Source organism: Streptacidiphilus sp. MAP12-16 (genome assembly GCF_041262165.1).
GTDB lineage: Bacteria > Actinomycetota > Actinomycetes > Streptomycetales > Streptomycetaceae > Streptacidiphilus.
This window is the reverse complement of sequence record NZ_JBGCBY010000015.1, coordinates 121,966-146,980: the sequence shown is the minus strand read 5'-3', so window position 1 is coordinate 146,980 and position 25,015 is coordinate 121,966. Positions and strand designations below refer to the sequence as shown.

At 71.5% G+C, this 25,015-nt stretch carries 23 protein-coding genes and 1 pseudogene; 8 read left to right on the top strand and 16 right to left on the bottom strand.

Annotated features, from left to right (window positions below):
* Positions 1-61 precede the first annotated feature (61 nt).
* Positions 62-1,552: a hypothetical protein gene (locus tag ABIA33_RS21300; protein WP_370083933.1), complete on the bottom strand. Its 1,491-nt coding sequence runs from the start codon at positions 1,550-1,552 to the stop codon at positions 62-64.
* A 484-nt stretch (positions 1,553-2,036) separates the two neighbouring features.
* Between ABIA33_RS21300 and ABIA33_RS21295 the strand changes: the two genes are divergently transcribed.
* The gene (locus tag ABIA33_RS21295) at positions 2,037-3,167 is read left to right on the top strand and encodes an aminoglycoside phosphotransferase family protein (RefSeq protein WP_370083932.1); all 1,131 of its coding nucleotides are present in this window, start codon (positions 2,037-2,039) and stop codon (positions 3,165-3,167) included.
* Between the two features lie 70 nt (positions 3,168-3,237).
* Here the strand turns inward: ABIA33_RS21295 and ABIA33_RS21290 are convergent, their stop codons facing one another.
* The 7 genes and pseudogenes from ABIA33_RS21290 to ABIA33_RS21260 form a co-directional block, all read right to left on the bottom strand.
* Entirely contained in the window at positions 3,238-4,341 is a 1,104-nt protein-coding gene (locus ABIA33_RS21290; RefSeq protein WP_370083931.1) for an acyl-CoA dehydrogenase family protein, read from the bottom strand.
* A 257-nt stretch (positions 4,342-4,598) separates the two neighbouring features.
* A complete protein-coding gene (locus ABIA33_RS21285) occupies positions 4,599-5,093 on the bottom strand; it encodes a hypothetical protein (protein ID WP_370083930.1) in 495 nt (164 codons plus the stop codon).
* Positions 5,094-5,692: 599 nt separating this feature from the next.
* Positions 5,693-5,977 carry a DUF397 domain-containing protein gene (locus ABIA33_RS21280; RefSeq protein ID WP_370083929.1) on the bottom strand — a complete coding sequence of 95 codons (285 nt, stop codon included), beginning with the start codon at positions 5,975-5,977 and terminating at the stop codon, positions 5,693-5,695.
* 99 nt (positions 5,978-6,076) lie between these two features.
* Positions 6,077-7,294: a thiolase domain-containing protein gene (locus ABIA33_RS21275; RefSeq protein WP_370083928.1), complete on the bottom strand. Its 1,218-nt coding sequence runs from the start codon at positions 7,292-7,294 to the stop codon at positions 6,077-6,079.
* Complete coding sequence (locus tag ABIA33_RS21270; protein ID WP_370083927.1) at positions 7,291-8,409, bottom strand: thiolase domain-containing protein; 1,119 nt, start codon at positions 8,407-8,409, stop codon at positions 7,291-7,293. The genes ABIA33_RS21275 and ABIA33_RS21270 overlap by 4 nt, the downstream gene beginning before the upstream one ends.
* Positions 8,410-8,411: 2 nt before the next feature.
* A pseudogene (locus tag ABIA33_RS21265) lies at positions 8,412-9,403 on the bottom strand (Zn-ribbon domain-containing OB-fold protein).
* A gap of 97 nt (positions 9,404-9,500) precedes the next feature.
* Positions 9,501-10,319, bottom strand: a complete 819-nt coding sequence (locus ABIA33_RS21260; RefSeq protein ID WP_370083926.1) for a crotonase/enoyl-CoA hydratase family protein — start codon at positions 10,317-10,319, stop codon at positions 9,501-9,503.
* 131 nt (positions 10,320-10,450) lie between these two features.
* Between ABIA33_RS21260 and ABIA33_RS21255 the strand changes: the two genes are divergently transcribed.
* On the top strand, positions 10,451-12,097 hold the full coding sequence (locus ABIA33_RS21255) for an acyl-CoA synthetase (protein WP_370083925.1): 1,647 nt from the start codon (positions 10,451-10,453) through the stop codon (positions 12,095-12,097).
* Positions 12,098-12,179: 82 nt separating this feature from the next.
* On the opposite strand, the gene ABIA33_RS21250 is transcribed toward ABIA33_RS21255, so the two are convergent.
* Entirely contained in the window at positions 12,180-13,271 is a 1,092-nt protein-coding gene (locus ABIA33_RS21250) for a DUF2332 domain-containing protein (protein ID WP_370083924.1), read from the bottom strand.
* A 492-nt stretch (positions 13,272-13,763) separates the two neighbouring features.
* Between ABIA33_RS21250 and ABIA33_RS21245 the strand changes: the two genes are divergently transcribed.
* Complete coding sequence (locus ABIA33_RS21245; protein WP_370083923.1) at positions 13,764-14,312, top strand: DUF2087 domain-containing protein; 549 nt, start codon at positions 13,764-13,766, stop codon at positions 14,310-14,312.
* A 25-nt stretch (positions 14,313-14,337) separates the two neighbouring features.
* Here the strand turns inward: ABIA33_RS21245 and ABIA33_RS21240 are convergent, their stop codons facing one another.
* The 3 genes from ABIA33_RS21240 to ABIA33_RS21230 are packed head-to-tail and all read right to left on the bottom strand — an operon-like array spanning position 14,338 to position 18,195.
* Positions 14,338-15,909 carry an acyl-CoA synthetase gene (locus ABIA33_RS21240; protein ID WP_370083922.1) on the bottom strand — a complete coding sequence of 524 codons (1,572 nt, stop codon included), beginning with the start codon at positions 15,907-15,909 and terminating at the stop codon, positions 14,338-14,340.
* Positions 15,906-17,069 carry an NAD(P)H-dependent flavin oxidoreductase gene (locus tag ABIA33_RS21235; protein WP_370083921.1) on the bottom strand — a complete coding sequence of 388 codons (1,164 nt, stop codon included), beginning with the start codon at positions 17,067-17,069 and terminating at the stop codon, positions 15,906-15,908. The genes ABIA33_RS21240 and ABIA33_RS21235 overlap by 4 nt, the downstream gene beginning before the upstream one ends.
* A gap of 55 nt (positions 17,070-17,124) precedes the next feature.
* On the bottom strand, positions 17,125-18,195 hold the full coding sequence (locus ABIA33_RS21230; protein WP_370083920.1) for a serine/threonine-protein kinase: 1,071 nt from the start codon (positions 18,193-18,195) through the stop codon (positions 17,125-17,127).
* A 139-nt stretch (positions 18,196-18,334) separates the two neighbouring features.
* Between ABIA33_RS21230 and ABIA33_RS21225 the strand changes: the two genes are divergently transcribed.
* Positions 18,335-18,547 carry a hypothetical protein gene (locus ABIA33_RS21225; protein ID WP_370083919.1) on the top strand — a complete coding sequence of 71 codons (213 nt, stop codon included), beginning with the start codon at positions 18,335-18,337 and terminating at the stop codon, positions 18,545-18,547.
* A gap of 36 nt (positions 18,548-18,583) precedes the next feature.
* Here ABIA33_RS21225 and ABIA33_RS21220 read toward each other — a convergent pair whose 3' ends face one another.
* Positions 18,584-19,420 carry an alpha/beta fold hydrolase gene (locus ABIA33_RS21220; protein WP_370083918.1) on the bottom strand — a complete coding sequence of 279 codons (837 nt, stop codon included), beginning with the start codon at positions 19,418-19,420 and terminating at the stop codon, positions 18,584-18,586.
* A gap of 123 nt (positions 19,421-19,543) precedes the next feature.
* Here ABIA33_RS21220 and ABIA33_RS21215 point away from each other — a divergent pair, with 123 nt between their 5' ends.
* Positions 19,544-19,981 (top strand): MarR family winged helix-turn-helix transcriptional regulator, encoded by a 438-nt coding sequence (locus ABIA33_RS21215; RefSeq protein ID WP_370083974.1) that lies wholly within the window; start codon positions 19,544-19,546, stop codon positions 19,979-19,981.
* Positions 19,982-20,213: 232 nt separating this feature from the next.
* Entirely contained in the window at positions 20,214-20,354 is a 141-nt protein-coding gene (locus ABIA33_RS21210; protein ID WP_370083917.1) for a hypothetical protein, read from the top strand.
* 427 nt (positions 20,355-20,781) lie between these two features.
* Here ABIA33_RS21210 and ABIA33_RS21205 read toward each other — a convergent pair whose 3' ends face one another.
* Entirely contained in the window at positions 20,782-21,426 is a 645-nt protein-coding gene (locus tag ABIA33_RS21205; protein WP_370083916.1) for a TetR/AcrR family transcriptional regulator, read from the bottom strand.
* 64 nt (positions 21,427-21,490) lie between these two features.
* On the opposite strand from ABIA33_RS21205, the gene ABIA33_RS21200 reads away from it, so the two are divergent.
* Complete coding sequence (locus tag ABIA33_RS21200; RefSeq protein WP_370083915.1) at positions 21,491-22,252, top strand: group II truncated hemoglobin; 762 nt, start codon at positions 21,491-21,493, stop codon at positions 22,250-22,252.
* Positions 22,253-22,325: 73 nt separating this feature from the next.
* On the opposite strand, the gene ABIA33_RS21195 is transcribed toward ABIA33_RS21200, so the two are convergent.
* Positions 22,326-23,504, bottom strand: a complete 1,179-nt coding sequence (locus ABIA33_RS21195) for an acyl-CoA dehydrogenase family protein (RefSeq protein ID WP_370083914.1) — start codon at positions 23,502-23,504, stop codon at positions 22,326-22,328.
* Positions 23,505-23,770: 266 nt separating this feature from the next.
* Here ABIA33_RS21195 and ABIA33_RS21190 point away from each other — a divergent pair, with 266 nt between their 5' ends.
* Positions 23,771-24,286 carry a PTS-dependent dihydroxyacetone kinase phosphotransferase subunit DhaM gene (locus tag ABIA33_RS21190; RefSeq protein WP_370083913.1) on the top strand — a complete coding sequence of 172 codons (516 nt, stop codon included), beginning with the start codon at positions 23,771-23,773 and terminating at the stop codon, positions 24,284-24,286.
* Here ABIA33_RS21190 and ABIA33_RS21185 read toward each other — a convergent pair.
* Positions 24,265-24,774, bottom strand: a complete 510-nt coding sequence (locus ABIA33_RS21185; RefSeq protein ID WP_370083912.1) for an NUDIX domain-containing protein — start codon at positions 24,772-24,774, stop codon at positions 24,265-24,267. The genes ABIA33_RS21190 and ABIA33_RS21185 overlap by 22 nt on opposite strands.
* Positions 24,775-25,015 lie beyond the last annotated feature (241 nt).

The following is a 25,015-nucleotide window of genomic DNA, read 5'->3' as shown; positions in this document are numbered from 1 at the left end:
CAACCACAGTAGGACTACCGGCACGTAGGGCCGTTGGGACAGGCGGTCGAGTCGGCGCCCGTCAGATGATCTGGGGGCGCGGCTGCTCGGGCAGCGCACGGCGGATGTCCGCGCGCAGCTCCTTCACCTCCGACAGCTGCTCGTACCGTCCGGTCAGCCGGTACATCTCCCGCAGCCGGTCCCAGGTGCGGTGCGAGGACATCTCGCGAGTGGAGTTGAGCGCCATCCTGGCGTAGTTGCCCGCCTCGTCCGGCCGGTTGGCGATGTAGCAGGCGGAGGCCATCGAGAGGTAGTCGAACAGCTTGGACCGCTCATGCCCGTCCGAGCGCAGCTCGATCGCCTGCTGCGCGTGGTACTGGGCCAGCGGGGCGGCGCTGGTGTCGTGCTCGGCGAGCGTGCGATAGGCCAGCGCCTCCATCCCGTGCAGGTCCGCCTTGTCGAAGAACTGGAGCCAGCTGGGGCCCGGGTCGCCCTTGTCCTTGGCGAACAGGTCCTCGGCCTCGCCGAGGGTGCGCCGGGTGGCCTGGGAGCGCCCCATGGAGGCATGCGCCCACGCTTCGACCGTGCGCAGCATCGCCCGGGTTCTCGGCAGGGTGTGCTCGCCGCTGCCGCTTTCGGCGACCCGCATCAGGTCCAGTGCGTCGCCGGGACGGCCGAGGTGCACCATCTGCCGGGCCGCCCGGGACAGCGCCTCGCCCGCGCGGGGCTTGTCCCCCGCCTCGCGAGCGGCGTGCACGGCCATGACGAAGTACTTCTGCGCGGTCGGCTCCAGGCCCACATCATGGGACATCCAGCCGGCCAGGACGGAGAGGTTGGCTGCCACGGTCCACAGTCGCTGGGACAGCGGCTCGGGGTGCCGGTAGGTCAGCAGTCCGCCGACCTCGTTGAGTTGGCCCACGACTGCCTTGCGCTGCAACCCGCCGCCCCGGGAGGCGTCCCACGCGCGGAACACGTCCACCGAGGTCTCCAGCGCCTCCACCTCGTCCAGGCCGACCGGGCCTGCCTCGTAGAAGTCGCCTGCGGGCAGCGCGGCAGCCCCGGGGCTGCGTACCACTGCTGCGGAACGGGAGGCGGCGGCGTCTCCCGCCGCCCAGTCCCTGCCGGTCATCCAGTCGTGCAGCGGGTTCGCGATGGCCGCGCCCGCCACGAGCGCGGTGCTCGCGCCCATCAGTCCGCGTCGGTTGAGCATGAGGTCCATTCCCGTGAACTCGGTGAGGACCTCGGCTGTGCGTTCCGGCACCCAGGAGGGATCGTCCGACGTGGCCTGCGTGACCCTGCCCGAACCCGACTGCCGGTGTCGCTGGAACCCGAGGTCCTCAGTGGTGACAACACGGCCGAGCCGCTCAGTGAACAGGGCAGCCAGCACCCGCGGCACCGGGTCGCGCGGAATCTCTCCGCGTTCTATCCAGCGCCTGACCCGCGAGGTGTCGGTGGACAGCTGTTGCTGCCCGACCGCGGCACCGCGCCGGTTGACCAACCTCGCAAGCTCGCCTTTCGACCACCCGGTGAGGGCGAACAGATCAGCGAATCGGGCGTTGGGTCCTCTGCTCACGTCAAGCCCCCAGGTTCCTCGGCACTTTCGAGGCTAACCACCCGTCATGTGCCAGGCGAGCATTCGCCAGGGTTCGCCAGGGTGCGCCAACTGATGCGCCAAGGGTGATCGGGTGTCATGTAGAACCGCGCCACCTCGACCCCACTGTCACCAAGCGCAGGTTGCTGGAGGCGGGAGGAGTTTCAGGAGTGGCGCAAGGGGTGGCGCGGGCATCGCAGTACGCCAGGGCCGCTCCGGACAACGCACTCCCCAGGGTGCGCTGTCCGGCGGCCACGGACGTGCGGCACCGGTCGCGCGCCACCCACCCAGCAGCACCAGTGGAACCGCAGCACCGCAGAACCGGAGCACCGCACCGCCGCACCACCGGGAACGTGCAACACAGAAGCGCGACAGACGACCGCGACAAGGCGCATGAGCACAGCACACGCGGTGGGCCAACCGGCCCGCCGGCGGCAGCCCGCCAGGAAGGGACCCGGAACCACCCATGTACTCACCTTCGCTCTCCCCCGCCCCTGTACCGACCTCCCGGGTCTCTCCACCGCGCCACCGTCCAGCCGTCGGCGGTGATCCCCACGTCCGTGAGCGCGAGCAGTACGGCCAGCCCACGCGGCCCCAGCAGCACCCTGCCGCCCCCTCGGCGGCCCGCCGCGTCGGTGCCGTCCGGCCTGCCGTCCCGGTCGGAGCACCGAGGCTGGACAACCCCGCAGAGCAGTCACCCAGGCTGCGCGCCGCGCTGGCCGGTGTCTCGCGGATATGTCCCGCCTTCGTCCCCCGGCAGCTCCTGCGGGAGGACGAACACCATGTGCTGGTCGTCGGTACGGCCGGGCGGACCCCGGTCGTGGCCAAGTGCCTCACCCCGCCCCTTCCGGGCCGCGAGGTCACCCGGACGACCAGGGAGGCCGCCGAGTTGCTGCGGCGGGAGGTGGCGGCCTACCGGACCTTCGTCCGGCAGCGCCCTCCGGCCCGACTGCCCAAGCTGGTCGCCGCCGACACCGACCGCTGCGTCCTGCTGATGGAGCGGGTACCGGGACGGCCCGCCGCCCGGGAGCGGCACCCCTGCAACACCCCTTCCCCTGGCGAGGTCCGCGCCATCCTCGGCGCGGTACGGTCGCTCAACCTGTGGCGCCCCCCGACCGGCTCCTTCGACCGGCCGCTGGACTACCCCCGCGAGATCGCCCGCTACCACGCGCTCGGCCTGCTGACCGACCGTGACGCCGGGGACCTGCAGCACCTGTTGCACGGACTGGCGCACACCGCACCGCAGTTCTGCCACGGGGACGCCCTGCTCACCAACGTTCTGCTGGCCCCGTCAGGGCCGGTTCTGGTCGACTGGGAGCAGGCCGGCTGGTACCTGCCGGGCTACGACCTGGCGGTGCTGTGGACCGTGCTCTCCGGGGACACCGCCGCCCGGCGGCAGATCAGCCAGGTCGCCCAGTCCTCGGGGACGTTGCCGAGGGACGCCTTCCTGGTGAACCTGATCCTGGTGCTCATGCGGGAGATCCGGATGCACGACGTACCGGGTGCGGGCGAGGAGCAGCGGATCTTGATCCGGCGGCTGCACGAGGACGCGGCGCTGGCGCGGCGCGCGGTGCGCGCCGCGGTGGGCACGCGCTGACTCCGCGGAGTTCGCGGAGTTCCCGAAGTCCGCGGACTCCGACGAAGCTGCCGAGTCTGCTGACGGGGGATCACCGGCCCTGCAGCGCCCGCCGTCCGGCGGTGGTCAGGATCTCGTGCTCGTGCGGACCCTGCAGGCGGGCGTGCTGGACGTCGCGGAGATGCCGCTCCAGCGGGTGGGCCCGGCTCAGCCCTCCGCTGCCGCTGAGCGCCACGGCGTGCTCGACGGCTCCGATAGCGGCGCGGGTGACGAGGAGCCTCACCGCACCGGTGCGGTCGGCCGCTCGGGGATCGCCGGCGTCGACCTGCCGGGCCAGCGAGAGCAGGAGCTCCTCGGCTCCGACGAGTTCGATCTCGACCCGCCCGAGAGCCGCGTGGTGCAGCGCGTCCAAGGATTCCGGGAGCGGCGTGTGCAGCGACCGCACCAGCCAGTCCCGGGCCGCCTGCGCGACACCGAGGTAGACGGCGGGCAGTGCGAGGTCGCACCAGAGCGCGCCGAGGGTCGCCTGCTGTGCGACGACCGCGTCAGCCGCGACGAGTACGCCGTCGAACAGCACGTCGTGGCTCGCGGTGGCCCGCAACCCCAGCTGGTCCCAGGTCGGCTCGACCTGGACGCCGGGGGTGTCGCCCTGGACCAGGAACACCAGTTCCCTGGGCTCGTCCTCGTCGGTGCGCGCCGACACCGCCATCCAGGCGAGCGCCTCCGCCCCTGGGACGCAGGACCTTCGGCCGGTCAGCCGCCAGAACCCGTCCTCACGTCGGGCGACCACGGACGCGTCGCCGAGCGTCGGCTCAGGGCCGAGCAGGCCGACGAGGGCCGGACCGCGCGCGGAGTCGGCGAGCAGCTCCGCGTACGCGGCCTCGGGCCAGTACGGGGCGCGGGCCTGCTCCGCGTGGGTGAGCAGGGTCAGCGCGGTGACCAGGGCCACCGAGGGGTCACCCCGGCCGAGCTCGACCAGGACCCGGACGGTGTCGGCGAGGCCGCCCGCCGCGCCGCCGTAACGTTCCGCCACGGTGAGCGTGAGCAGTCCGGCTTCGTGCACGGCCTCGATGCCCTGGTAGGGGAAGCAGGCGTCGCGGTCGTGCTCCTGGGCGCGGGCGGCGAGCAGGTCGACAACCCGGGGAAGGCGGGCGACGGCGTCGGAGACGCAGGGATGGCGGGCGGCAGTCGTCATGCGAAGCCTCCGTGCAGCAGCGTGAACCTGTCAGTGGACGTGGTGCCGGTCGGCGCCCGGAACTCCTAGGCCGGACAGGCCTAGGAGGGAGCTAGCGCCAACGGCGACAGGCCGCACTGGTGACCCGCATCAGGTCGAGATAGCTTCGGCGGGTGAGTGGCACGCGGCGGGGCACGGCGGGAACGTACGAGGCGCCCGGCACGGCCGTCAACCGGCCGCCGGTTCGTTCGCAGAGTGCTCCGCGCTCGGCCATGCCGTCAGGCCCGGAACATTTCCGCGGGCAGCGGCTTGAGCAGCTTGTAGAGATCGTCGGTGATCGGACGGTCCCAGGTGGCTACCGTGACCTGGATGCCGTCGCTGCGCCCGAACTGGACACACGCCACCCGGCTCTCCGAGAGCTTGACCTTCTTCACGATCAGCAGGTCATCGCCGAGCATCACCGGGAAGTCCTCAGTCTCGACCACTCCCACCGGCTCGTCGTTGCCGATGGCCGCGAGCAGCTGGCGGACCTCGAACGGCACGCCGTCCTCGGGCTCGCGGGCCGGGGAGCCCTCGCGGAGGTTGCCGATCACCATCGAGGCGCCACGGCCCCCCAACAGGTCGTACCGCAGGAAGATCCCCTGGCAGCTGCCGTCCTCGGCGTCGGCGAGCAGCGCCGCTCCGAAGTCACCGGGCCAGTCGCCCGGGTCCATCGCGAGAACGTCGAAGTCCGGACCTGCGGGCGTGCCGGAGCGGCGGCGGAGGAATGCCATGGGGACATCGTACGTGGCCGCTCGGCGGCCGCGGACTGGCCCCGCCGCTGTGTCGCCGGAGCTCGTTCGCACTCGTCCGGCGTTCAAGATGCCAGTTGACGGATGCATCACGTTCCGATTACGGTCGGCGACATGGGGAGATCAGTACGTCTTGTCCGCAGAGGTCACTTGGACCTGCAGCGAGTCACGTCCGCCGCCTGTCGGTGAACTTCACCCGGCAGTGCGACTGCTGAACCACTACCTGTGTTTGAACCACTACCCGTGCTGAATCGGCTGCGCTGAGACCGGCGCTGCCGGTGCTCCCGTGTCATCCCTGGTCACCGGCGTCCGGGGGGCATGGCGCACGAGCGCTGTCGCACCGTCAGGACCAGCAACCAGAACCAGCAACCACCAGGCACGTCCATCGGACTGCGGGGCCACCTCGGCCACGTACCGGCGGACGGGTCCGTTCGCCTCGCCGCGTGGGGGTGTGCGAGGTACGGACCGCAGGATGCGCCGCGTCGGCCCCGTGGGGGTGGTCGGCGCGGCGCATCCGCATCAGGACGCGTTCGGACCGGTCGGACGATCAGGCCGGTCAGGTCGAGCGAGGTCGAGCCAGGTCAGGTCAGGTCGAACTCGCCGTCCCGCGCGCCGAGCACGAAGGCCCGCCATTCCGCGGGGGTGAAGATCAGTGCGGGTCCGTCCGGGCTCCGCCCGTCGCGCATGGCGATGTAGCCCTCGACGAAGGCGATCTGCACGTCGCCCACACCGTTGCTGCTGGAAAGCCACTCGGCCTCGGCGAGGTCGAGCTTCGGCTTCCTCCCGTCGGATCCCTCATCGAGCGGACTGCGCTGGGTGAGGACGCCGGCCCCCGCACTGTCACCAAAGAATGCGTCGCTTGCCACGTCGTGATCCTCCCGTCTCGTGATCCCACTGTAACTTCCGGCGATGTGCCCGGAGGAGGGCTTTGACACGATCCACTCTCCCGGGTTCGGGCCGTCAGCTCAACGGTCCGGGCGCTCGCTTCCGACGAGCCACATGGAGAAGAACTGCGCGCCCCCGCCGTAGGCGTGGCCCAGGGCCAGCCGGGCTCCGTCGACCTGGTGCTCGCCCGCCTGTCCCCGCACCTGGAGGGCCGCCTCGGCGAAGCGGATCATGCCCGAAGCGCCGATGGGGTTGCTGGAGAGCACGCCGCCCGAGGGGTTCACCGGAAGATCGCCGTCCATCTCGGTGACCCCGGACTCGACGAGCTTCCAGCCCTCGCCCTGGTCGGCGAAGCCCAGGTTCTCCAGCCACATCGGCTCGTACCAGGAGAAGGGGACGTACATCTCCACCACGTCGACCTGGCGGCGCGGGTCGGCCACCCCCGCCTGGTGGTACACGTCGGCGGCGCAGTCGCGACCGGCCCGGGGGCTGACGTAGTCCTTGCCGGCGAAGATGGTGGGCTCGCTGCGCATCGCCCCGCCATGCATCCAGGCCGGCGGGCTGGGCGCGCGGGCGGCCCCCCGCACGTCGGTGAGCACCATGGCGCAGGCGCCGTCCGAGGACGGGCAGGTCTCCGAGTAGCGGATCGGGTCCCACAGCATCGGCGCCGACCGGACCTTCTCCAGCGTCAGCCCGTGCTCGTGGAGATGCGCGTAGGGGTTCTTCAGCGCGTTGCGGCGGTCCTTGAACGCGACCAGGGACCCGATGTGGTCCGGTGCGCCGGACCGGCGCATGTAGGCACGGACGTGCGGGGCGAAGAAGCCTCCGGCGCCTGCGGTGAGCGGTGCCTGGAAGGGAACCGGCAGGGACAGGCCCCACATCGCGTTGGACTCGGACTGCTTCTCGAACGCGACGGTCAGCACGGTGCCGTGCACCCGTGCGGCGACGAGGTTGGCGGCGACCAGGGTGGTCGAACCGCCGACCGACCCGGCGGTGTGGACCCGCAGCATGGGCTTGCCGACCGCGCCGAGCGCCTCCGCCAGGTAGAGCTCCGGCATCATCACGCCCTCGAAGAAGTCCGGAGCCTTGCCGATGACGACGGCGTCGATGTCGGCCCAGGTCAGCTCGGCGTCGGCGAGGGCCCGGACGGCCGCCTCGCGGACCAGTCCGGCGATGGACACGTCCTGCCGGGCCGACACGTGCTTGGTCTGGCCGATGCCGACGATCGCGACGGGCTCCTGGCCGGAACGGGCAGCGCGACTGCTCGCCGCGCCGGTGGTCGCTGCGGGGCTGCTCACTGGTCTCCCTCCATGACTGCCACCAGGTTCTGCTGCAGGCAGGGGCCTGAGGTGGCGTGGGCGAGTGCCCAGCGGGACTCGCCCCGGTGGATCCGGGCTGCGGCCTCGCCGATGCGGATGAGCCCGGCGGCCATCACCGGGTTGGCGGCCAGCGGGCCGCCGGACGGGTTGACCTCGACCGCGTCGTCGAGGTCGAGGGCGCGACGGAGGATCACCTCCTGCCCGGTGAAGGGCGCATGCAGCTCGACGGTGTCCAGCGGCGCGTCGAACGCCCCGGCGCGGACCGCCGCGAGGCGCGTGGACGGCGACTCGGTGAGGTCCCGCACGCCGGGCTGGTGGGCCTCGATGCGGTGGTCGATGCCGCGGATCCAGGCCGGGCGGGGGTGCAGCGCCCTCGCCGTGTCGCCGACGGCGAGGATCACGGCGGCGGCCCCGTCGCTGATCGGCGGGCAGTCGTGCCGGCGCAGCGGCCGTACCTCGTAGGGCTCCGCCAGCAGCTCGTTCACGTCCGCGCTGCCGCGCAGCTGAGCGTGCGGGTTGCCCTCGGCCGCGCGGCGGGAGCGCACCGCGATGGCGGCCAGGGCGCGCTCGTCGGTGATCCCGGCGTCGATCAGGGCCTGGGTCTGCAGCGCGGCGAGCGCGACGGAGTCGGGCCACAGCGGCGCCAGGGTGTAGGGGTCGAGCTGGCGGGTCAGCACGTCGCGCACACTGCCGGGCGAGGACTTGCCGTAGGAGTAGACGAGGGCGGTGTCGGCCTGTCCGGTACGGAGCTTCACCCACGCCTCGTAGAGGGCCCAGGCACCGTCCATCTCGACGTGCGACTCGGAGATGGGCGGCCAGGCGCCGACCCCGTCCAGAGTCATGGTGAAGGAGAAGGCACGGCCGGCCAGATAGTCGCTGCTGCCGGAGCAGGTGAAGCCGATCCGGTCGGTTGTCAGACCTGTCTGCTTGAGTACGTCGTGGAGGACCGGCAGCACCAGCTCGACCTCGGAGAGCTGGTCGGTGCTGCGCCGGTGGCTGGTCTGGGCGAAGGCGACGACGGCGACGTCCCTGCTCGCGACGTCCCTGCCTGCGTCAGCCCTGCGGGTGTGCTGCGGATCGGGGGACGAGGACATGGCTACATCCACCTCCGGTAGCTCTCGGGGTCGGCGTCGGGTTCGCCGGTGGGGCGGAAGTGGCTGATGCCGGCCAGGCTCGGGCCGAGCTTCTGCTCGTTCCAAACGGGCTGGACGCGCTGGCCGACGTGGACCTGGTCGTGCGGGATGTCCCCGATCCGGGCGTGCAGGCTGACATGCGCGCCGTCGAGGAGGACGTAGGCGTAGCAGTAGGGGACTTCGACGTCGAGGCCGCGAGCGGCGATGTTGACGATGCAGAAGGTGGTGATCGTTCCGACATGCGGGAGTTCGAGGCGCTCGGTGGTGGCCAGGCCGCAGGTGGGGCAGACGCCCTTGGGCGGGATGTAGACGCGGGTGCACTTGGGGCAGCGTTCGGCGAGGAACCGCTTCTCGGCGAGGGCGTTGAGGAAGCGGGACTGGGCCGCACCGGGTGTGTGGATGTAGTCCAGGCGGGCGGGGAGGGTGACCCGGGTGACGGGTTCCGCTCCCGCGAGCGCGGGGACGGTGGCGAGCAGGTCCGCGGTGTCCATGGTCAGGCCTCCTCGGGGATCGGCTCGAAGCAGGCGATGTCGGTGATGGCGCCGCTGCGCTGCCCGGCCCAGCGGACGGTGACGCGCAGCCCGGTGCGTACGGCGCGCGGGTCGCCGCTGCCCGGCGGGGGTGCGTCGAGGGCGTGCAGCAGGGCGGTGTCCGCGCCGTCGAGCCGGACCAGGACCCAGGCGAAGGGGGTGGTGAGGGGCTGGTACGGGCGGGGGCGGGCATTCCAGGCCCAGGTGGTCACGGTGCCGGTGCCGGGCAGGGCGACCAGTTCCGTCAACTCCTCTGCGGTGACCGGGTCGTACTCGGCGGGCGGGCAGAGCACCCGGCCGGCGCTGCCCCGGATGCCGAGGACGACGCGTTCGCGCAGCCCGGTGAGGAAGGCGCCGATGACCGGCCCGGTGGAGCGGGTGAAAGGGAACTCGACGATCAGGGGGGCGCTGAGCACTTCGGGCATGCTGGGCCTCTTCTTCTCCGTTTGCTGTTCTCCGTTGGCTGCACGGTCAGCGTTTCTGCACGGTCAGCGTTTCTGCACGGTCAGCGTTTCTGCACGGTCAGCGGCGGCGGTAGACGGCGGGGCGGCGCTCGGCGAAGGCGCGGGGGCCCTCCTTGGCGTCCTCGGTGGCGAAGATCGGCCAGCCGATCTCCAGCTCGCGGGCGAGTCCGTCCTCCTCGCTGAGCGCAGCCGTCTCGTAGACCGAGCGCTTGACCGCCTCGACGGCGAGTGGCGCGGCCTCGTTGACGGCCTCGGCGAGTTCAAGCGCGCGCTTGAGCGCGCCGCCGTCCGGAACCAGGCTGCCGACCAGGCCGATGTCGCGGGCTTCCGCTGCGGTGTAGCGGCGGCCGGTGAGCAGCATCTCCAGGGCGTGCGTCCGCGGAATCTGCCGCTGCAACCGGACCGTGGAACCACCGACCGGGAACAGACCGCGCCGCACCTCGAACAGTCCGAAGCTCGCCGACTCCCCCGCCACCCGGATGTCGGTGGCCTGGAGGATCTCCGTGCCTCCGGCCACGCAGACGCCCTCGACGGCGGCGACCACGGGCTTGCGCGGCCGATAGTGGCGCAGCATCGCCTTCCAGTGCAGGTCGGGGTCGGCCTTGAGCCGGGCGCGGTAGGGGTCGTCCTCGGCGAACCCCCCGCCGGCGAGCCCCCCACTGGCGAGTGCCTTGAGGTCCATGCCGGCACAGAAGTCGCCGCCTGCTCCGGTGAGCACGACCGAGCGGATGTCGTCGTCGGCGTCGGCTTCCAGCCAGGCGTCGTGCAGTCCGACCAGCATGGGAATCGAGAACGCGTTCTTGGCCTCGGGCCGGTTCAGGGTGAGTACCAGCGTCGCTCCGTGCCGCTCGATACTGAGATGTTCGGTGCTGCTCATGCCGGAGCCCTTCATGTGGAGCCCTTCATTTGACACATCGTCAGATTTAGAACAGGTTGCAGTCTTCCCGGCAGCTTTTCAAGGGCGTCACCACTCTGGAGTTCTCCGCTTCCCGCTCCTACTCTCCGCGCATGGAATTCAACCTGGCCGATCTGTTCGAGCAAGCGGTTGACCACTTCCCGGCGCGTGAGGCGATCACCTGCGCCCGTACCGACGAACCCGGCATCCAGCGGCGCACCTTCGAGGAACTCGACGAGCGCGCCAACCGCCTGGCCCACCACCTGTCGGAGGCGGGAATCGGTCCCGGCGACCGGGTCGGCGTCTACGCGCTCAACCGCGCCGAGTGGGTGGAGTCGCTGCTCGCGATCTGCAAGATCCGCGCCGTCTGCGTCAACGTCAACTACCGCTACGTCGCTGACGAGTTGACGTACCTGCTGGGCATGGCGGAGCCGGCCGCACTGATCTACCAGGACCGTTATGCCGCGCAGGTCGCCGAGGTCGCCCCGGGGCTCCCCGGCCTGCGCCATCTGCTCGTGATCGAGGACGGCGCGAGCACATCAGCCGCCACCTCGGCCCTGCCGGCCCTGCCCGCCGTGCCCTATGAGAAGGCCCTCGACTCCGGCGGCCCGCAGCGCGACTTCGCGCCCCGCTCCCCCGACGACCACTACCTGCTTTTCACGGGTGGGACGACCGGGCTGCCCAAGGGCGTGGTCTGGCGCCAGGAGGACGTCTTCTTCGCGCTCGGCGGCGGCATCGACGTCACCAACGGCCATCGCATGGCCACTCCCGAGGAGATCGTCAGCACCGCCTACGACAACCCGGTGACCTTCTTCCCGATCGCCCCGCTGATGCACGGCGCCACGCAGTGGGGGCTGATGCAGCAGTTGTTCAAGGGCAACCGGGCTATCCTGCTCGACCGCTTCGACCCTCACCGGGTCTGGGAGCTGGTGGCATCGGAGCACGCCAACGTCGTCATGATCACGGGGGACGCGATGGGTCGCCCGCTGATCGAGACCGTGGACGAAGCGGGTCGGCCCGAGTACGACCTCAACGCCTTCTTCGGGCTGGTGAGCAGCGCGGCGCTGTTCTCCGCCTCCGTGAAGCAGCGCTTCCTGGACCGCTTCCCGACGCTCTACCTCAGCGATGCGGTCGGCTCCTCCGAGGGCGGCGCGGGCGGCATCAGCCAGTGGAGCAGCGACAGCGCCCAGGCAGGCGAGAAGAGTTCCGGCGGGGTGACCACCAAGGCGATCGGCGACTCGGAGGTCGTCGACGACGACCTCAATCCGCTGCCACCCGGCGTCGTGGGCAAGCTCGCCCGCCGAGGCAACGTCCCGCTCCGCTACCTCGGCGACCCGGTGAAGAGCGCCGAGGTGTTCCGCACCCACTCGGACGGCACCCGCTACGCCGTTCCCGGCGACTGGGCGCGGCGCGAGGAGGACGGACGGATCACCCTGCTAGGGCGGGGCTCGTCCTGTATCAACTCCGGCGGAGAGAAGATCTTTCCCGAGGAGGTGGAGTCGGTGATCAAAGCCCATCCCTCGGTGTACGACACGGTGGTCGTCGGCGCGGCGGACGAGCGCTGGGGCGAGACGGTGGTCGCCCTGGTCCAGCCCCGCACGGGGGCCGGGGATCTGACACTCCAGCAGCTGCAGAGCCACTGCCGTGGCCATCTCGCGGGCTACAAGATCCCGCGTCAGTTACGCCTCGTGACCGAGGTCCAGCGCACGCCGACCGGCAAGCCGGACATGCGCTGGGCACAGGGCGAAGTGGCGCGGTAGCGCCTGCAGCTGGGGCTGGGGCGGTATCTGGGCCGACAGCTGCGGCGACGGGGCGGAGCGGCTGACCCGCTGGACCCCCGGGTCACACGGCCCAGGCGGGGACGCCGTGCGGGAGCGCCTCTGCGAGGACGCCGCGCTCGGCCGCCCCCTGGCGGACGGTCAGCCGGCACGGGAAGCGGTCCCCCACCCGCTCCGGCTCGAACGCGATGTGCGCGAACGCCGCCTGCGGCGTGCTCGCGGCCGCCAGCCGGCTGAGCTCGCGTTCCACTCGCGCCCACTCCTCGGCCGGGACGTACTGACGCATGATCGAATGCCAGACCACCGTGAGGGTCCCCGGCTCCAGGTGCACTCCGCCGAGGAACTCGGCAGCTCCCATCGTCTCCACCTCGACCGGGATCTCGGCCGCGAGGCGCAGCGCGCCCGCGAGCCGCGCATGACGATCTGCCTGGTCCGGCCACACGTACGCGCGCAGGGCGAGCGCACCCGCCTCGGACAGCGGGTCGATCGGCGTCAGGTCGCAGCCGCGCCGCTCCACGACGGTGAGCGCCTGTTGCTCCGCGGACCCTGCGGCTGCGGTGAGCCAAGCCGGCGGGTCGCCGCGCCAGGCGTCAGCGAGCACAACGGGGGAGGCGACCGGACCCCACGCGAACCCCTCCGCCGAGTATCGGAAGAGCTCCGGCCGGAGGTTCAGTCCCGCGCTCGACCCAAGCTCGAACAGCCGGATCGGCAGCGGGGCAGCAGCCTGAGTGACCTGCAACAGCCCCGTGATCAGCAGGTTGGCCCGACCGACCTCATTGGTCTGCGGCGGCCGGGTCATCCAGTCCCGAACCCACGGCAGTTCGGCCGCGACGGTGCCACGGAACGCCTCCCAGCAGGCCTCCGCCAGCTCGGGTCGAAACGCGCCCCCGGCGGTGGGATAGTACGCAGCGAGCTCCGGGGCCCGGCCGGTGAGGACCAGCGCGTGCACCGCGCCGACCAAGCGCAGCGCGATCGCGTCAGGACCAGGCGCGTTCTCGTAGCCGGCAACGGCGTCCGCACACGGCCCACCCGCCCTGATGTCGCCGGCGACCCCCGTCAGCAGAGCGTCGTACAGCGGCGACCCAAGCTTGGCGCAGGCTCTGGCCTGCCACTCGACCATCAGCGCGGCGCGCTCGCGAGGCGGTACATCGGACATCTGGCGGCTCCTTGGACGGGATGATGTCGATCATGCCCGGCACGGGCCGCCCCGCGCATCCGACCGTCCGGTGAACTCGGTCACCCGGGCGGCCCGCGGAGGGACAGTGGGAGCCCCCCGGCGGGCAACGGCAGCACCCGGGCCGCGACTTATCCCGGCGTATTCCCGGCTGCCCGCCGGAACAAGACCGACCGGCGAATGGTGGCTGGATGAAGGAGCGGGGCGAGGGAGGGGGCGAAGGCCATCGCCCCGCGACGCCAGCCACCATTTGCCGGTCGGTCTCACGCACCTGGGGCCAGGGGCGACCCTGACCCGAGCCACGAAGCGGGCGGCCACGGCCGGGGACGGCACTGGGCCCGGCCGTCCAAGCGACCCCGCCGTCCGGCCCGCCCGCCATCCGCCGCCGCCAGCGCACCCGCCCACGCGAAAATCCCGTGGCGGTGCCCCGGCCTGGGGTTCTAGCGTGAGTGGGTTCCGTCGAAAGGAAGACCCGTGTCCCAGCCCACGACCGTAGCGACCCTCGCGCCTCTGGCCTCGGCCCTCGCCGACCCGGTTCGGTTGCGCGTCTTCGCCCGGGTCGTCCTCGCCGGGGAGGCGGGAGTCGACGCCGCCGAGCTGCGCACTTCGGAACCTGCCGCCATGCAGCATCTCGCCCGGCTTGCCCAGGCCGGGCTGGTCGTCCTGTCGCCGGACGGCAGGACCGTCGCCCGCGTGGACGCCTTCGGCGAGGCACTGCGCCCGGCGGGCCCCGCTGCCCGCGATGACGTCGCCGAGCTGTTCAAAGATGGACGACTCACCGGCATCCCCGCCCGTCCGGCCCGCCGGCAGGCGCTGCTGGAGTACCTGGCCCGGCGCGCGTTCGAGCCGGGTGTCAGCTATGGCGAGCCGGAGGTCAACATCGCCCTGCGCCAGTACTGGGACGACTTCTCCGCCCTGCGTCGCTACCTGATCGACGCGGGCCTGCTGACCCGCTCGCCCGACGGGCGCACCTACCGGGTCGCCGCTGCCCGACTCCGCTGCCTGACTCCGCTGTCCGACTGAAAAGCCGGCAGCGTCCCGCGCGGCGTCAGAGCCGCCGCGTGCGGCCCTCCCAGTACGGGTCGCGCAGGCGGCGCTTGTAGAGCTTTCCATTGGGATCGCGGGGCAGTTCGGCGACGAAGTCGACCGAGCGCGGGCACTTGTACTTGGCGAGTTGCCGCTCGCAGTGGGCGAGGATGTCGGCCGCCAGGTCCGGTCCCGGCTGATGACCGGGGGCGGGCTCGATCACGGCCTTGACCTCCTCGCCCCAGTCGTCGTGCGGGATGCCGAAGGCGGCGGCGTCGGCGACGCCCGGGTGGGCGAGGAGTGCCGACTCGATCTCGGCGGGATAGATGTTGACGCCACCTGAGATGATCATGTCGATCTTGCGGTCGCGCAGGTAGAGGTAGCCGTCCTGGTCCAGCACCCCGAGGTCCCCGACCGTGAAGAATCCGCCGACCCGGTTCTGCCGGGTCTTGGCCTCGTCCTTGTGATAGCTGAAGCCGCCGGTGTTCATCTTCATATAGACGGTGCCCAACTCCCCCGCCGGGACCAGCGTTCCGTCGTCGTCCAGAACGGCGACCTCGCTGATCGGCCAGGGGCGCCCGACCGTTCCGGGGCGTTCCAGCCAGTCCTTGGCGGTGGCGAAGGTGCCGCCGCCCTCGCTCGCGGCGTAGTACTCCTCGACGCACTCGCCCCACCAGTCGATCATGGCGCGCTTCACATGGTCGGGGCAGGGCGCGGCACCATGGATGGCGTGGCGCATCGACGACACGTCGTAGCGGTCGCGGGTCTCCGCCGGCAGTGCCAGCAGCCGGTGGAACTGGGTCGGCACCATGTGGGTGTGGGTCACCCGGTGACGGTCGATCAGCCGCAGCATCTCCTCGGGCGTCCAGCGGTCCATCAGCACGACCTGGTGGCCGAGGTGCAGCGAGGCTCCGGCGAACTGCAGCACGGCCGTGTGGTAGAGCGGCGAGCAGACCAGATGGACGTTTCCCTCGCCCGGCCTGATGCCGAAGATCCCGAGGAAGCCGCCCAACGGGGTCTGCTCCGGGGGCTTGCCGGGAAGTGGCCGGCGGATACCGCGCGGCCGCCCTGTCGTCCCCGAGGTGTAGTTCATGACCCAGCCGGTGGTGCGGTCGGCGGGCGGCGAGGCGGGCTGACCGGCCGGCAGGTCACCGTACGGGCGGAAGCCGGGCAGGTCGCCGACCGCGTAGCGGCGCTCCTTGGGGAGCTCCGCCTCTTCGGCGGCTGAGGTCGAGGCTTCACCGAATCGCTCGTGGGCGATCAGCACCTTCGCGCCGCTGTCGGAGACGATCCAGGCGATCTCGGGGCCGACCAGGTGGTGGTTGACCGGCACCAGGTAGAACCCGGCCTGGGCGGCGGCCAGGTACGCGGTGAACAGCTCGACGCCGTTGGGCAGCACCACCGCGAAGGCGTCGCCTACGGCGAGCCCGGCGTCGCGCAGCCCGTGGACGAGCTGGTTGGCGGCGGCGTGCAACTGTCCTGCGGTCCAGGGGGTGCCGTCGGGGGCGAACAGCACGACGCGGTCGGGGTCGGCGGCGGCCTGGGCCCAGAAGCCCGCAGGCAGGGCGGGAGCGGGAGTTGGCGGAGTGGTCACTGCTGCCTGCCCTCCTCGGCGACGACCTCGGCATCGGCCCCTGCGTTGACGCCGCCGCGGCCGTGCTCTGCGATCCGGTCGAGCCGGGCGACGGCGCGCTCGAAACCCCGGGTGAGCTCGTCCATCACGGCGGCGACGGGCCGCTCCTGGTTCATCTGTCCGACGATCTGCCCGACCGGTGTGCCGATCAGCTCGGCGGTCTCGTAGTTCTGGATCCGGCTCACCGCGTCCGCGACCAGCAGGCCCTGCAGCGGCATGGGCAGTGTGCCGGGGCTGTCGGGCTCCTCCCAGGCGTCGGTCCAGGCGGTACGGAGCTGCCGTGCGGGCTTGCCGGTCAGTGCGCGGGAGCGCACCGTGTCGCCGGAGCCCGCCGCGAGCAGTTTGCCGCGCAGCACCTGCGAGTTGAGCTCGGACTCCGCGACCGTCAGCCAGATCGAGCCGAGCCAGACGCCCTCGGCGCCGAGGGCGAAGCCCGCCGCGACCTGCGCGCCGGTGCCGATGCCGCCGGCCGCGAGCACCGGCATGGGCGCGACGGCGGCGACGATCTCGGGGACCAGCACCATGGTGCCGATCTCGCCGGTGTGGCCGCCGGCTTCGTGGCCCTGGGCGACGACGATGTCGATGCCCGCCTCGGCATGGTGGCGGGCGTGGCGGGCGCTGCCCGCGAGGGCGGCGACCAGCACGCCGGCGGCGTGCGCGCGGTCGATGATGTCGGCGGGCGGCGAGCCGAGTGCGCTGGCGAGCAGCTTGATGGGATGTTCTAGCGCGACATCGACGTGGGAGCGTGCCACGTCCTCCATCCAGCCGGTGATCCGCCAGCCGCCGCGCTCGCCCTCGGGGAGTTCGGGGACGCCGTAGCGGGCGAGAGTCTCCCGGACGAAGTCGCGGTGACCCTCGGGGATCATCGCCTCCACCTCGGCGATGGTGACGTTCTCGACCTTCTTGGCGGGCATGACGACGTCCACGCCGTAGGGCAGGCCGTCGACGTGGGCGTCCATCCAGTCCAGGTCCTTGGCGAGCTCCTCGGCCGCGCCGTAGCGGACCGCGCCGAGGACGCCGAGGCCCCCGGCCCTGCTGATCGCCGCGGCGACGGCGGGGAAGGGCGTGAAACCGAAGATGGCGTGTTCGATACCGAGCCGTTCGCTGAGTTCCGTCCTCATGGAAGGCAGCATGGCGCAGCAGCGCGGAGACTGGAAGAGATTATCTGACGGTCAATCAGATATGTTGGTTCGCAGGACCGCAGGCCGCGCTGAACTCGCCACGGACCGGCCATCTCCGAGTCAGCTCGGCGACGGCCAGGGTCTCCGGGACCACCCGCGCCAGCGACACCGGCACGGGGCCCATGCTCAGCGCCCAAGCGGGCATGGCGCCCGCTGCCATGGCGGAGGACGGGGCTCCGAGGGCTCCGGCTCCGAGTGCTCCGAACGCACCGGCCGCTCCCGCTCCGTCGAGGCGACGCAGCACCTCCATGGCGTCCGACGGCCGGTCGTCGGGGGACTTGGCGAGCAGGTCCAGGACGATGCCTTCGAGCGCCTCGGGGATCTCCGGCCGCTGCTCGCGTGGCGGTTTCGGCGCGGTGTCCCGATGGTCGAGCAGGATGACGAGGGGGTCGCCGACCGCGAACGGGGGCGCACCGAGCAGCAGTTCGTACAGTACGCAGCCGAAGGAGTAGAGATCGCTGCGGCTGTCGACGTCCGTGCCCTCGATCTGCTCGGGCGACATGTAGTACGGCGTGCCGACGGGGAAGGCGCCGCCGCCGAGGCGGGAGGTGAGGCCGATGTCGCCGCCGAGCCGGGCGATGCCGAAGTCGCAGATCTTGACGGTGCCGTCGCCGGTACGGATCAGGTTGCCCGGCTTGAGGTCACGGTGGATCACGTCGCGGGCGTGGGTGTAGGCGAGCGCCGACGAGATCTGGCGGGCGGCGGAGACCGCGTCGGCGAGCGGCAGCCGGCGGCCTGGGGTGTCGTCCAGCAGCCGGCCCAGGTCGCAGCCGTCGAGGAGCTCCATGACCAGGTACGGCATGCCGTCGTCCTGGCCGAAGTCGTGGATCACCGTGATGCCCGGGTGCTGCAGCCCCGCGGCGAGCCGGGCCTCGCGCCGGAAGCGCTCCTGCATGAGTTCGGCCTGGCGCGGGTCGCGGTGCGGGACCCCGGGCCGCAGGCACTTGACCGCGACCTGGCGGCCCAGCGCCTCGTCCTCGGCGCGCCAGACCTCGCCCATGCCTCCCCTGCCGAGCAGGCCCACCAGCCGGTAGCGGCCCTGGACCAGCGCTCCTTCGTGCACCACCGCCCACGCGCCCCCAGTCACTCCCGCTGCCCCAAACAGTATGACCGCAGGCGCCGCCACCGGTCAGCCTGGGGGCGGTGAAGACCGCCGACGGGCCCGGTGCGTGCTGGGGGGGTGTATCCAGGTACACCCCCGTTTCGTGGCTGCCCGAACCCCCGGCGCTCTTCGTGCTGAATCTGGCCGCCCTCTTCCTGTCTCCGCTGATCGGCCCCGGCGACCGCTGCAGAACCCGGCCACCGAACTCCCGAGCAAGGCCGAAGCGGACCAGGTCATCCTGGGCCAGGTCGTCGCGGGCTGGCTCCGGGCGGACGGCTCCGCCGCACGCGGCGTCTTCGCCACGGCCGTTCCCTGAAGACGAGTAGTTCCGATCGATCTACTGGGTCGCCGGCTAGCCCTCCTGGGCGTGGACCTCGCGCAGGAAGTCCACGAGGATGCGGGTGAATTCCTTCGGCTGCTCCATCGTCGTGTAGTGGGCGGCGCCGTCCAGGTGCGTGCTGCGGCCGTTGGGGACGGCGTCCATCAGGGCGGTGACGGTGTCGAGGAGACCGGGCATGTCCAGGGCGCCGTCGATGGACAGGACCGGGACGGTGATGCCCTTGGCGCGGGAGGCTACGTCCTCGACCGGAACGCGGTGGTCCGGCTCGTCCGGGGTGTGCTTCATCAGGGTGCGCAGCGCCATCTCGCGCACGTGCGCCACGATCGCCGGATCGACGTCGTCCAGGCTGCGCTCCGGCCCCGCGATCCACTGCACGAAGCCGTCGAGGTAGGTCTGTAGGTCGCCGTCGGCCAGCGCCGTGCCCTGCCGCTCGGCGATGGCGGCGGACCAGGGGTCGGTCAGGTCCGGTTGGCCCAGACCCCGGCCGCTGACAACCAGGGTGCGCACCAGCTCGGGGTGCTCAACGGCCGTATCGACGCCGATCATCCCGCCCATCGAGACGCCCACGAGCGCGACCTGACGCAGCCCCAGGTACCGCAGCAGGTCCGCGAGGTCGTCTGCCTGTCGGAACGGCTTGCTCGCGTTGGCGGAACGGCCGTGGCCGCGGGCGTCGGGGGCGATGACCCGGTAGCCGAGGGCGGTCAGGCCCGGAATCAGGTTGTCGAACTGGGTGCTGTCCGCGTAGACGCTGTGCAGGAGCACCAGCACCTCGCCGTCGCGGGGCCCCTCGTCGCGGTAGGTGAGCAGGCCGTCGGCGGACTGGAAGGTCTCGAACACGATCTCATTCATGACACCCAAGGTGTCATGAATGAGCGGGAATGGCAACTGGGTTGTCATGTGGCGTGAGAGAGTGGTCCTGTGACCGAACCAGCCTCCGTGCCACTCTCCCCCGACGAGCTGCCGGGACGCCTCATGGAAGTCTTCGCGCTGGTCGGCCCGCTCTACCGCCGCGTGCAGCGGCGGATCGAGCTGGACGCTGCCCAGGGTATTTCCGTGGGCATGCGCGCCGTGCTGGACCTGCTACGCGAGAACGGACCGATGACCGTGCCGCAGATGGGCCGGGCCCAATCGCTGAGCCGCCAGTTCGTGCAGCGGATGGTCAACGACGCCGCTGAAAGGAAGCTCGTCGAGAGCATCCCGAACCCCGCGCATCAACGCTCCTCGCTGATCCGACTGACCGACGACGGCCACGCGGCGATCACCGCCGTGACCGCCCGCGAGCACATCCTGCTGCGCCAGGCGGGCGGCGACCTCACCGATACGGACGTCACCGCCTGTGTCCGGGTGCTGGGCCGGATGCTGGAGCTCTTCGACGACGTCGATGTCTCGAACGCCGAGCCGCCCCGCTAGCCAGCTGGGACTCGCCGCGTCGGGCGGCCTCCTCGCCGCCGCCATCGCGAGAGATGGCGGTCGGTCACAACCTCCCGGACCACCTCTTCGGGCAGAGCGACCACGAGGCGGCGAACAAGGGAGCGTCGTCGGCGGAGGACGGGGCCGCCGGGGTGGACCCGCAGTGGGGCGTGGCGTTCTCCCCCGCCGGCCGCCTACTCGCCCATCCGGCAGCCTCGACCAGACGGTGCGCATGTGGGCCACCGACAGCGGTCACCCCGTCGACACACCGCTCACCGGCAACAACGGCTACGTCTCCGCTGTGGTGTTCTCCCCCGCAGGCCGCCTCCTCGCCAGCGACGACCAGACCGTACAGCTGTGGTCGGTGAGATGACGGCGTGCCTCGTTCCCTCGGTATCCGCGGCCTCGCGGGCGACCAACTCGCTGATCGCCACCTCGACCACGGGGAGGTGGGGCGCAGGGCAGAGGGCCTGCCGCGAATGAGGAAGCCACCGCCTCATACCGGCGGCTGGCCGATGCGAACCCCCCGTCGCTGACGAACCCCCTCGCCAACTCGCTTTGGACAACAGCCTGAGCGCTGGGCAGGGGGCTGATGCACTGCCCCCTGCGCCGGAGGCGGCAACCTGGGCGGTGCAGAGATTCGCCAGACCCGCCAGGCAACGGCTCGGTATCTGTCCTTGGACAGCAAAGTTAGTCGATGCTGAGTCTCTGACCCGGTGCGACTGGATTCGTTGCCCAGTCAGCCCACGCCGTTGACGAACGCTACGACTTCGTTCAGCCCGGGGGCGTAGCGGCGTACCTCAATCGGTGACCCGGCCTTCCGGCGTCGGCGGGTGGCCGCCCAGCGCGCGCCAGACCAGGGTCGCGACGCGGCGGGGCCAGTCCGGCGGGACGGGCGCGCCTGCGAGGGCACGGCCGTACCAGCTTCCGGTGCACATCGTCAGGGCGACCGTCACGTCGGCGTCGTCGTCGATCACGCCCAGGCTGCGGGCACTGTCGAAGATCGCGAGTAGCCGTCGCCGTCGCGGGGCGATCACCCGGTCGCGGTAGCGGTCCAGGACGTCGGGCTCGGTGGTCTCCTGGAGCATCGTGCCCACCAGGGAGAGCCGTCCCGGGCGGGAGACCCCGCGCTGGAAGTCGGCCAGTTCCGCAACCAGTGCCTCGAAGGGATGCCCATCCGCAGCGGGGCGGTCTGCGGGCTCTTCGATCGTCGAAATCGCGGCCTCGGCCAGTTCCGCCTTGGAGGGCCAGCGGCGGTACAGCGCCTGCCGGGTGGTTCCGGCCTCCTGGGCGACCGCCGCGACGGACATGCCCTCGTAGCCCAGCACCGAGAGCTGCCGTCGGGCCGCGTCGAGGATCCGTTCGTCGAGCGCGGCATCGCGGGCGCGCCCCACCCGTGCGGGGGCCGCACCTGGCGCGGGAGCGATCGCAGGGTTTCGGTACATGCTTGTATTGTATTATTCCAATACAGATCTGTACCGCAATGGGACGGCCGACAGGGAGAACGCCATGATCGTCGAGTACATCCGCTACCGGATCCCGGCCGAGCGGAGCGAGGAGTTCGAAGCCGCGTACGGACGCGCCGCCGACTCCCTCGCCGCAGCCGCGCAGTGCACCGACTACGAGCTCAGCCGCTGCGTGGCGGATCCGGAGTCCTACATCCTGCGCATCGGCTGGACCTCCGCACAGGACCATCTGGAGGGCTTCCGCGCCGGCCCGCAGTTCAAGGAGTTCCTGAGCCAGATCCGGCCCTACGTCGCGGACATCGAGGAGATGCGGCACTACGAGCGGACGGCAGTCGGAAGCGCCGGCGGCTCGGTGCCCAGCCTGTACGAGTGGGTCGGCGGCACCGAGGCGCTGGAACGGCTCACCGACGCGTTCTACACGCAGGTGCGCGAGGACGAGCTGATCGGCCCGCTGTTCGCCACGATGGATCCCGCCCATCCCCGCCACGTCGCCATGTGGCTCGCCGAGGTCCTCGGCGGCCCGCCCCGCTACACCGCCGAGCGCGGCGGCTACCCCCACATGCTCGCCCAGCACCGGGGCAAGGCCATCACCGAACCCCAGCGCCGCCGCTGGCTCAACCTCCTGCTCGACGCAGCGGACGAGGTCCATCTCCCCGCGGACCCCGAGTTCCGCGCCGCCTTCACCGGCTACCTCGAGTGGGGCACCCGCCTGGCCCTGGCCAACTCCCAGCCCGACGCCCACCCCGTCACCGCGGCCCCCGTCCCGCACTGGGGCTGGGGCGTGGCCCCGCCCTACCGCGGCTGAGCGGCCGAACGCGGAGTCGCAGGCTGCGGGCTGGCGACCGCTGGCTGCTGGCTGCTGGCTGGCCTACTGCCTGCTATCTGCGCACGCGGGGCATGCCCAGGCCGATCCAGGAGATGATCTCGCGCTGGATCTCGTTGTTGCCGCCGCCGAAGGTGAAGATCACGGCACTGCGGTAGCCGCGTTCCAGGTTGCCCTGCAGTACCGACCCCGCCGAACCCTCCTTCAGCGGTCCGGCTGCGCCGACCACCTCCATCAGCCAGGAGTAGGCGTCCCGGCGGGCCTCGCTTCCGTAGACCTTGACCGCGGAGGCGTCGTGCGGGGTGAGCGCGCCGCGCTGGACGGCGTCCACCATCTGCCAGTTGAGCAGTTTCACGGCGTCGAGACGGGTGTGCGTGCGGGCGAGGCGCTGGCGCACCCAGGGCAGGTCGACGACACGCTTGCCGTCCGCGAGCTCGGTCTCCCTGGCCCACCGCTGGACTTCGGCCAGAGCGCGGTTGGCCATGGTGGCGTGGGCGGCAAGGGTGACCCGCTCGTGGTTGAGCTGGTTGGTGATCAGCCGCCAGCCCTGGTTCTCGGCCCCGACGCGGCGGCTGGCCGGGACTCGGATGTCCTCGTAGTAGCTGGCGGTGGTGTCGTGCCCGGCGAGGGTGCGGATGATCGTGGTCGAGTAGCCGGGGTCGGTGGTGTCGACCAACAGGATGCTGATGCCCTTGTGCGGCGGGGCGTCCGGATCGGTACGGACGGCAAGCCAGACCCAGTCGGCGGTGTCGCCGTTGGTGGTCCAGATCTTCTGGCCGTTGACGACGTACTCGTCGCCGTCACGCACGGCGCGGGTCTTCAACGCGGCAAGGTCGGTGCCCGCGTCGGGCTCGGAGTAGCCGATGGCGATGTCCAGCTCTCCGGCGAGGATCCGGGGCAGGAAGTAGTCCTTCTGCTCGTCGGTACCGAACTTCATGATCGAGGGGCCAACCGTGTTCAGCGCCATGATCGGCAGAGGCACCCCGGCCTGCGCCGCCTCGTCGAAGAAGACGAACTGCTCGACCGGGCTCATCCCCCGACCGCCGTACTCGACCGGCCAGCCGACCCCGAGCCACTGGTCTGCGCCCAGACGGCGGTTGACCTCCCGGTAGAACTGCTTCTGCCGACGCGGTTCGTTGAGCCGCCCGTGCGCCTCGGGCGGCATCAGCTCGGCGAAGTACTCGCGCAGTTCGGCGCGGAGTCGCTGCTGCTCGGGCGTGTAGTCGAGGTGCATCGCGGTCCCCTCGGGTCGGCACGGCATCGTGTCCGGCCGCCACGCTAGAACACGTTCTAGAAGAAGGGAAGCAGCATGCCCGCACAGGGACAAGGCAGCACCCGGCGGAAACCGGCTTCCCTCGCACCGAGCAGCCGGTCGGCGAACCGGGGGAGTCGGTCGGCGCTTCCGCGCGGCGTGGCGGGTGCAGGTGGAGAGGGGTCCTAGCCTGGCGGGGGCGTGGGCTGCAGGGTGGCAGGCGGTCTCGGAGGCAGGGAGCAGCGGGTATGGGTGGCCAGGCACGGGTGGTGGCGCTGCGTCCGGAGCCGGAACCGGCGTCGGAGGAGGAGGAAGAACCGGCGGCGCGACCGCTTCGGGTGCTGCCGCTGGCCGCTCTGGACCGGGTCGGGGTGGTGCTGGTGTCGCACAGCCGGGCTCTCGCCGATGCGGTGGCGGAGCTGGCCGTCGAGTTGGTCGGGACGGGTGACCCCGCGCCGGTGACGACGGCGGGCGGGGTCGAGGGCGGCGGGGTGGGCACCAGCACGGAGTTGTTCGTCGAGGCCGCGCGGCGGGCGGACCAGGGCATGGGGGTCGCGGTGCTCGCGGACCTGGGCAGCGCGGTGTCGACCACGCAGGCGGCGCTCACCGCCGCCGAGGCCCATGGCCTGCCGTTCCCGATCAGGCTTGCTGACGCACCGTTCGTCGAGGGCGCGGTCGCCGCCGTGGCCACCGCCTCGGCGGGCGGTGACCTGGCGGCGGTGATCGAGGCCGCCGAGGACGGCTACCTGGTGAGGAAGCTCTGATCGAGGGCCGACTCGTCGAACATGAAGTGCGCCTCCGGGCTGCCGCTCAGGGCGTGGTGCACGCGGTGCAGCGCGGAGGCGTCGAGGTCTGCGGGCAGCGCGTCGCGGTCGAACCAGCCCACCTCGAGTGACTCGTCGTCATTGACCTTGGCCTCCCCGCCCACCGCCCGGCAGAGGAAGGTCAGTTCCAGGTACTGCGCCTGGTCGCCGTTGGCGTGGACCAGTGGCGCGGACACGGTCACGCTGGTCAGTCGCTCGGGGACGACGTGGACGCCGGTCTCCTCCCAGCACTCCCGCACGGCGGTGTCCGCGGGCTGCTCCCCCGGGTCGATGATCCCGGTGATCAGTGCCCAGCGGCCGGTGTCGGCACGGCGGCCCAGGAGCAACCGTCCCTGGTCGTCGAGGACGACGGCGGTGACTCCGGACATCCACAGCGGGCGCGGGCCGATGACGGTGCGCAGCTCGCGCACGAACTCAGGAATGGGCATGGGCCGAGCGTAGACCGACCGGCGAATGGAGGGCGGTTGCGGGGACTTCGGCGGTCTGGCCTGGGATGTCATGGACAGCGAATGTTTGTACGACAGAGGCTCATTTGGCCGATCCCGGTCTACCGTAGGGCGGACCCGGGCAGGGACGGCCGACCGCCGAACTGCCGGGTCGCGCGGCGGGGTGGGGGTGGAATGAGGGCTACCGGTGCGTCTTCAGCTGGTTCCGCTTCGACCGCCGAAG

What these genes read in the sequence shown, in the direction of transcription:
- ABIA33_RS21295 (WP_370083932.1), top strand. Translation starts at nt 2,037, where the DNA reads ATGTACTCACCTTCGCTCTCCCCCGCCCCTGTACCGACCTCCCGGGTC.
- ABIA33_RS21290 (WP_370083931.1), bottom strand. Translation starts at nt 4,341, where the DNA reads ATGACGACTGCCGCCCGCCATCCCTGCGTCTCCGACGCCGTCGCCCGC.
- ABIA33_RS21285 (WP_370083930.1), bottom strand. Translation starts at nt 5,093, where the DNA reads ATGGCATTCCTCCGCCGCCGCTCCGGCACGCCCGCAGGTCCGGACTTC.
- ABIA33_RS21270 (WP_370083927.1), bottom strand. Translation starts at nt 8,409, where the DNA reads ATGTCCTCGTCCCCCGATCCGCAGCACACCCGCAGGGCTGACGCAGGC.
- ABIA33_RS21260 (WP_370083926.1), bottom strand. Translation starts at nt 10,319, where the DNA reads ATGAGCAGCACCGAACATCTCAGTATCGAGCGGCACGGAGCGACGCTG.
- ABIA33_RS21255 (WP_370083925.1), top strand. Translation starts at nt 10,451, where the DNA reads ATGGAATTCAACCTGGCCGATCTGTTCGAGCAAGCGGTTGACCACTTC.
- ABIA33_RS21250 (WP_370083924.1), bottom strand. Translation starts at nt 13,271, where the DNA reads ATGTCCGATGTACCGCCTCGCGAGCGCGCCGCGCTGATGGTCGAGTGG.
- ABIA33_RS21235 (WP_370083921.1), bottom strand. Translation starts at nt 17,069, where the DNA reads ATGAGGACGGAACTCAGCGAACGGCTCGGTATCGAACACGCCATCTTC.
- ABIA33_RS21220 (WP_370083918.1), bottom strand. Translation starts at nt 19,420, where the DNA reads ATGAATGAGATCGTGTTCGAGACCTTCCAGTCCGCCGACGGCCTGCTC.
- ABIA33_RS21215 (WP_370083974.1), top strand. Translation starts at nt 19,544, where the DNA reads ATGGAAGTCTTCGCGCTGGTCGGCCCGCTCTACCGCCGCGTGCAGCGG.
- ABIA33_RS21210 (WP_370083917.1), top strand. Translation starts at nt 20,214, where the DNA reads ATGTGGGCCACCGACAGCGGTCACCCCGTCGACACACCGCTCACCGGC.
- ABIA33_RS21205 (WP_370083916.1), bottom strand. Translation starts at nt 21,426, where the DNA reads ATGTACCGAAACCCTGCGATCGCTCCCGCGCCAGGTGCGGCCCCCGCA.
- ABIA33_RS21200 (WP_370083915.1), top strand. Translation starts at nt 21,491, where the DNA reads ATGATCGTCGAGTACATCCGCTACCGGATCCCGGCCGAGCGGAGCGAG.
- ABIA33_RS21195 (WP_370083914.1), bottom strand. Translation starts at nt 23,504, where the DNA reads ATGCACCTCGACTACACGCCCGAGCAGCAGCGACTCCGCGCCGAACTG.
- ABIA33_RS21190 (WP_370083913.1), top strand. Translation starts at nt 23,771, where the DNA reads ATGGGTGGCCAGGCACGGGTGGTGGCGCTGCGTCCGGAGCCGGAACCG.
- ABIA33_RS21185 (WP_370083912.1), bottom strand. Translation starts at nt 24,774, where the DNA reads ATGCCCATTCCTGAGTTCGTGCGCGAGCTGCGCACCGTCATCGGCCCG.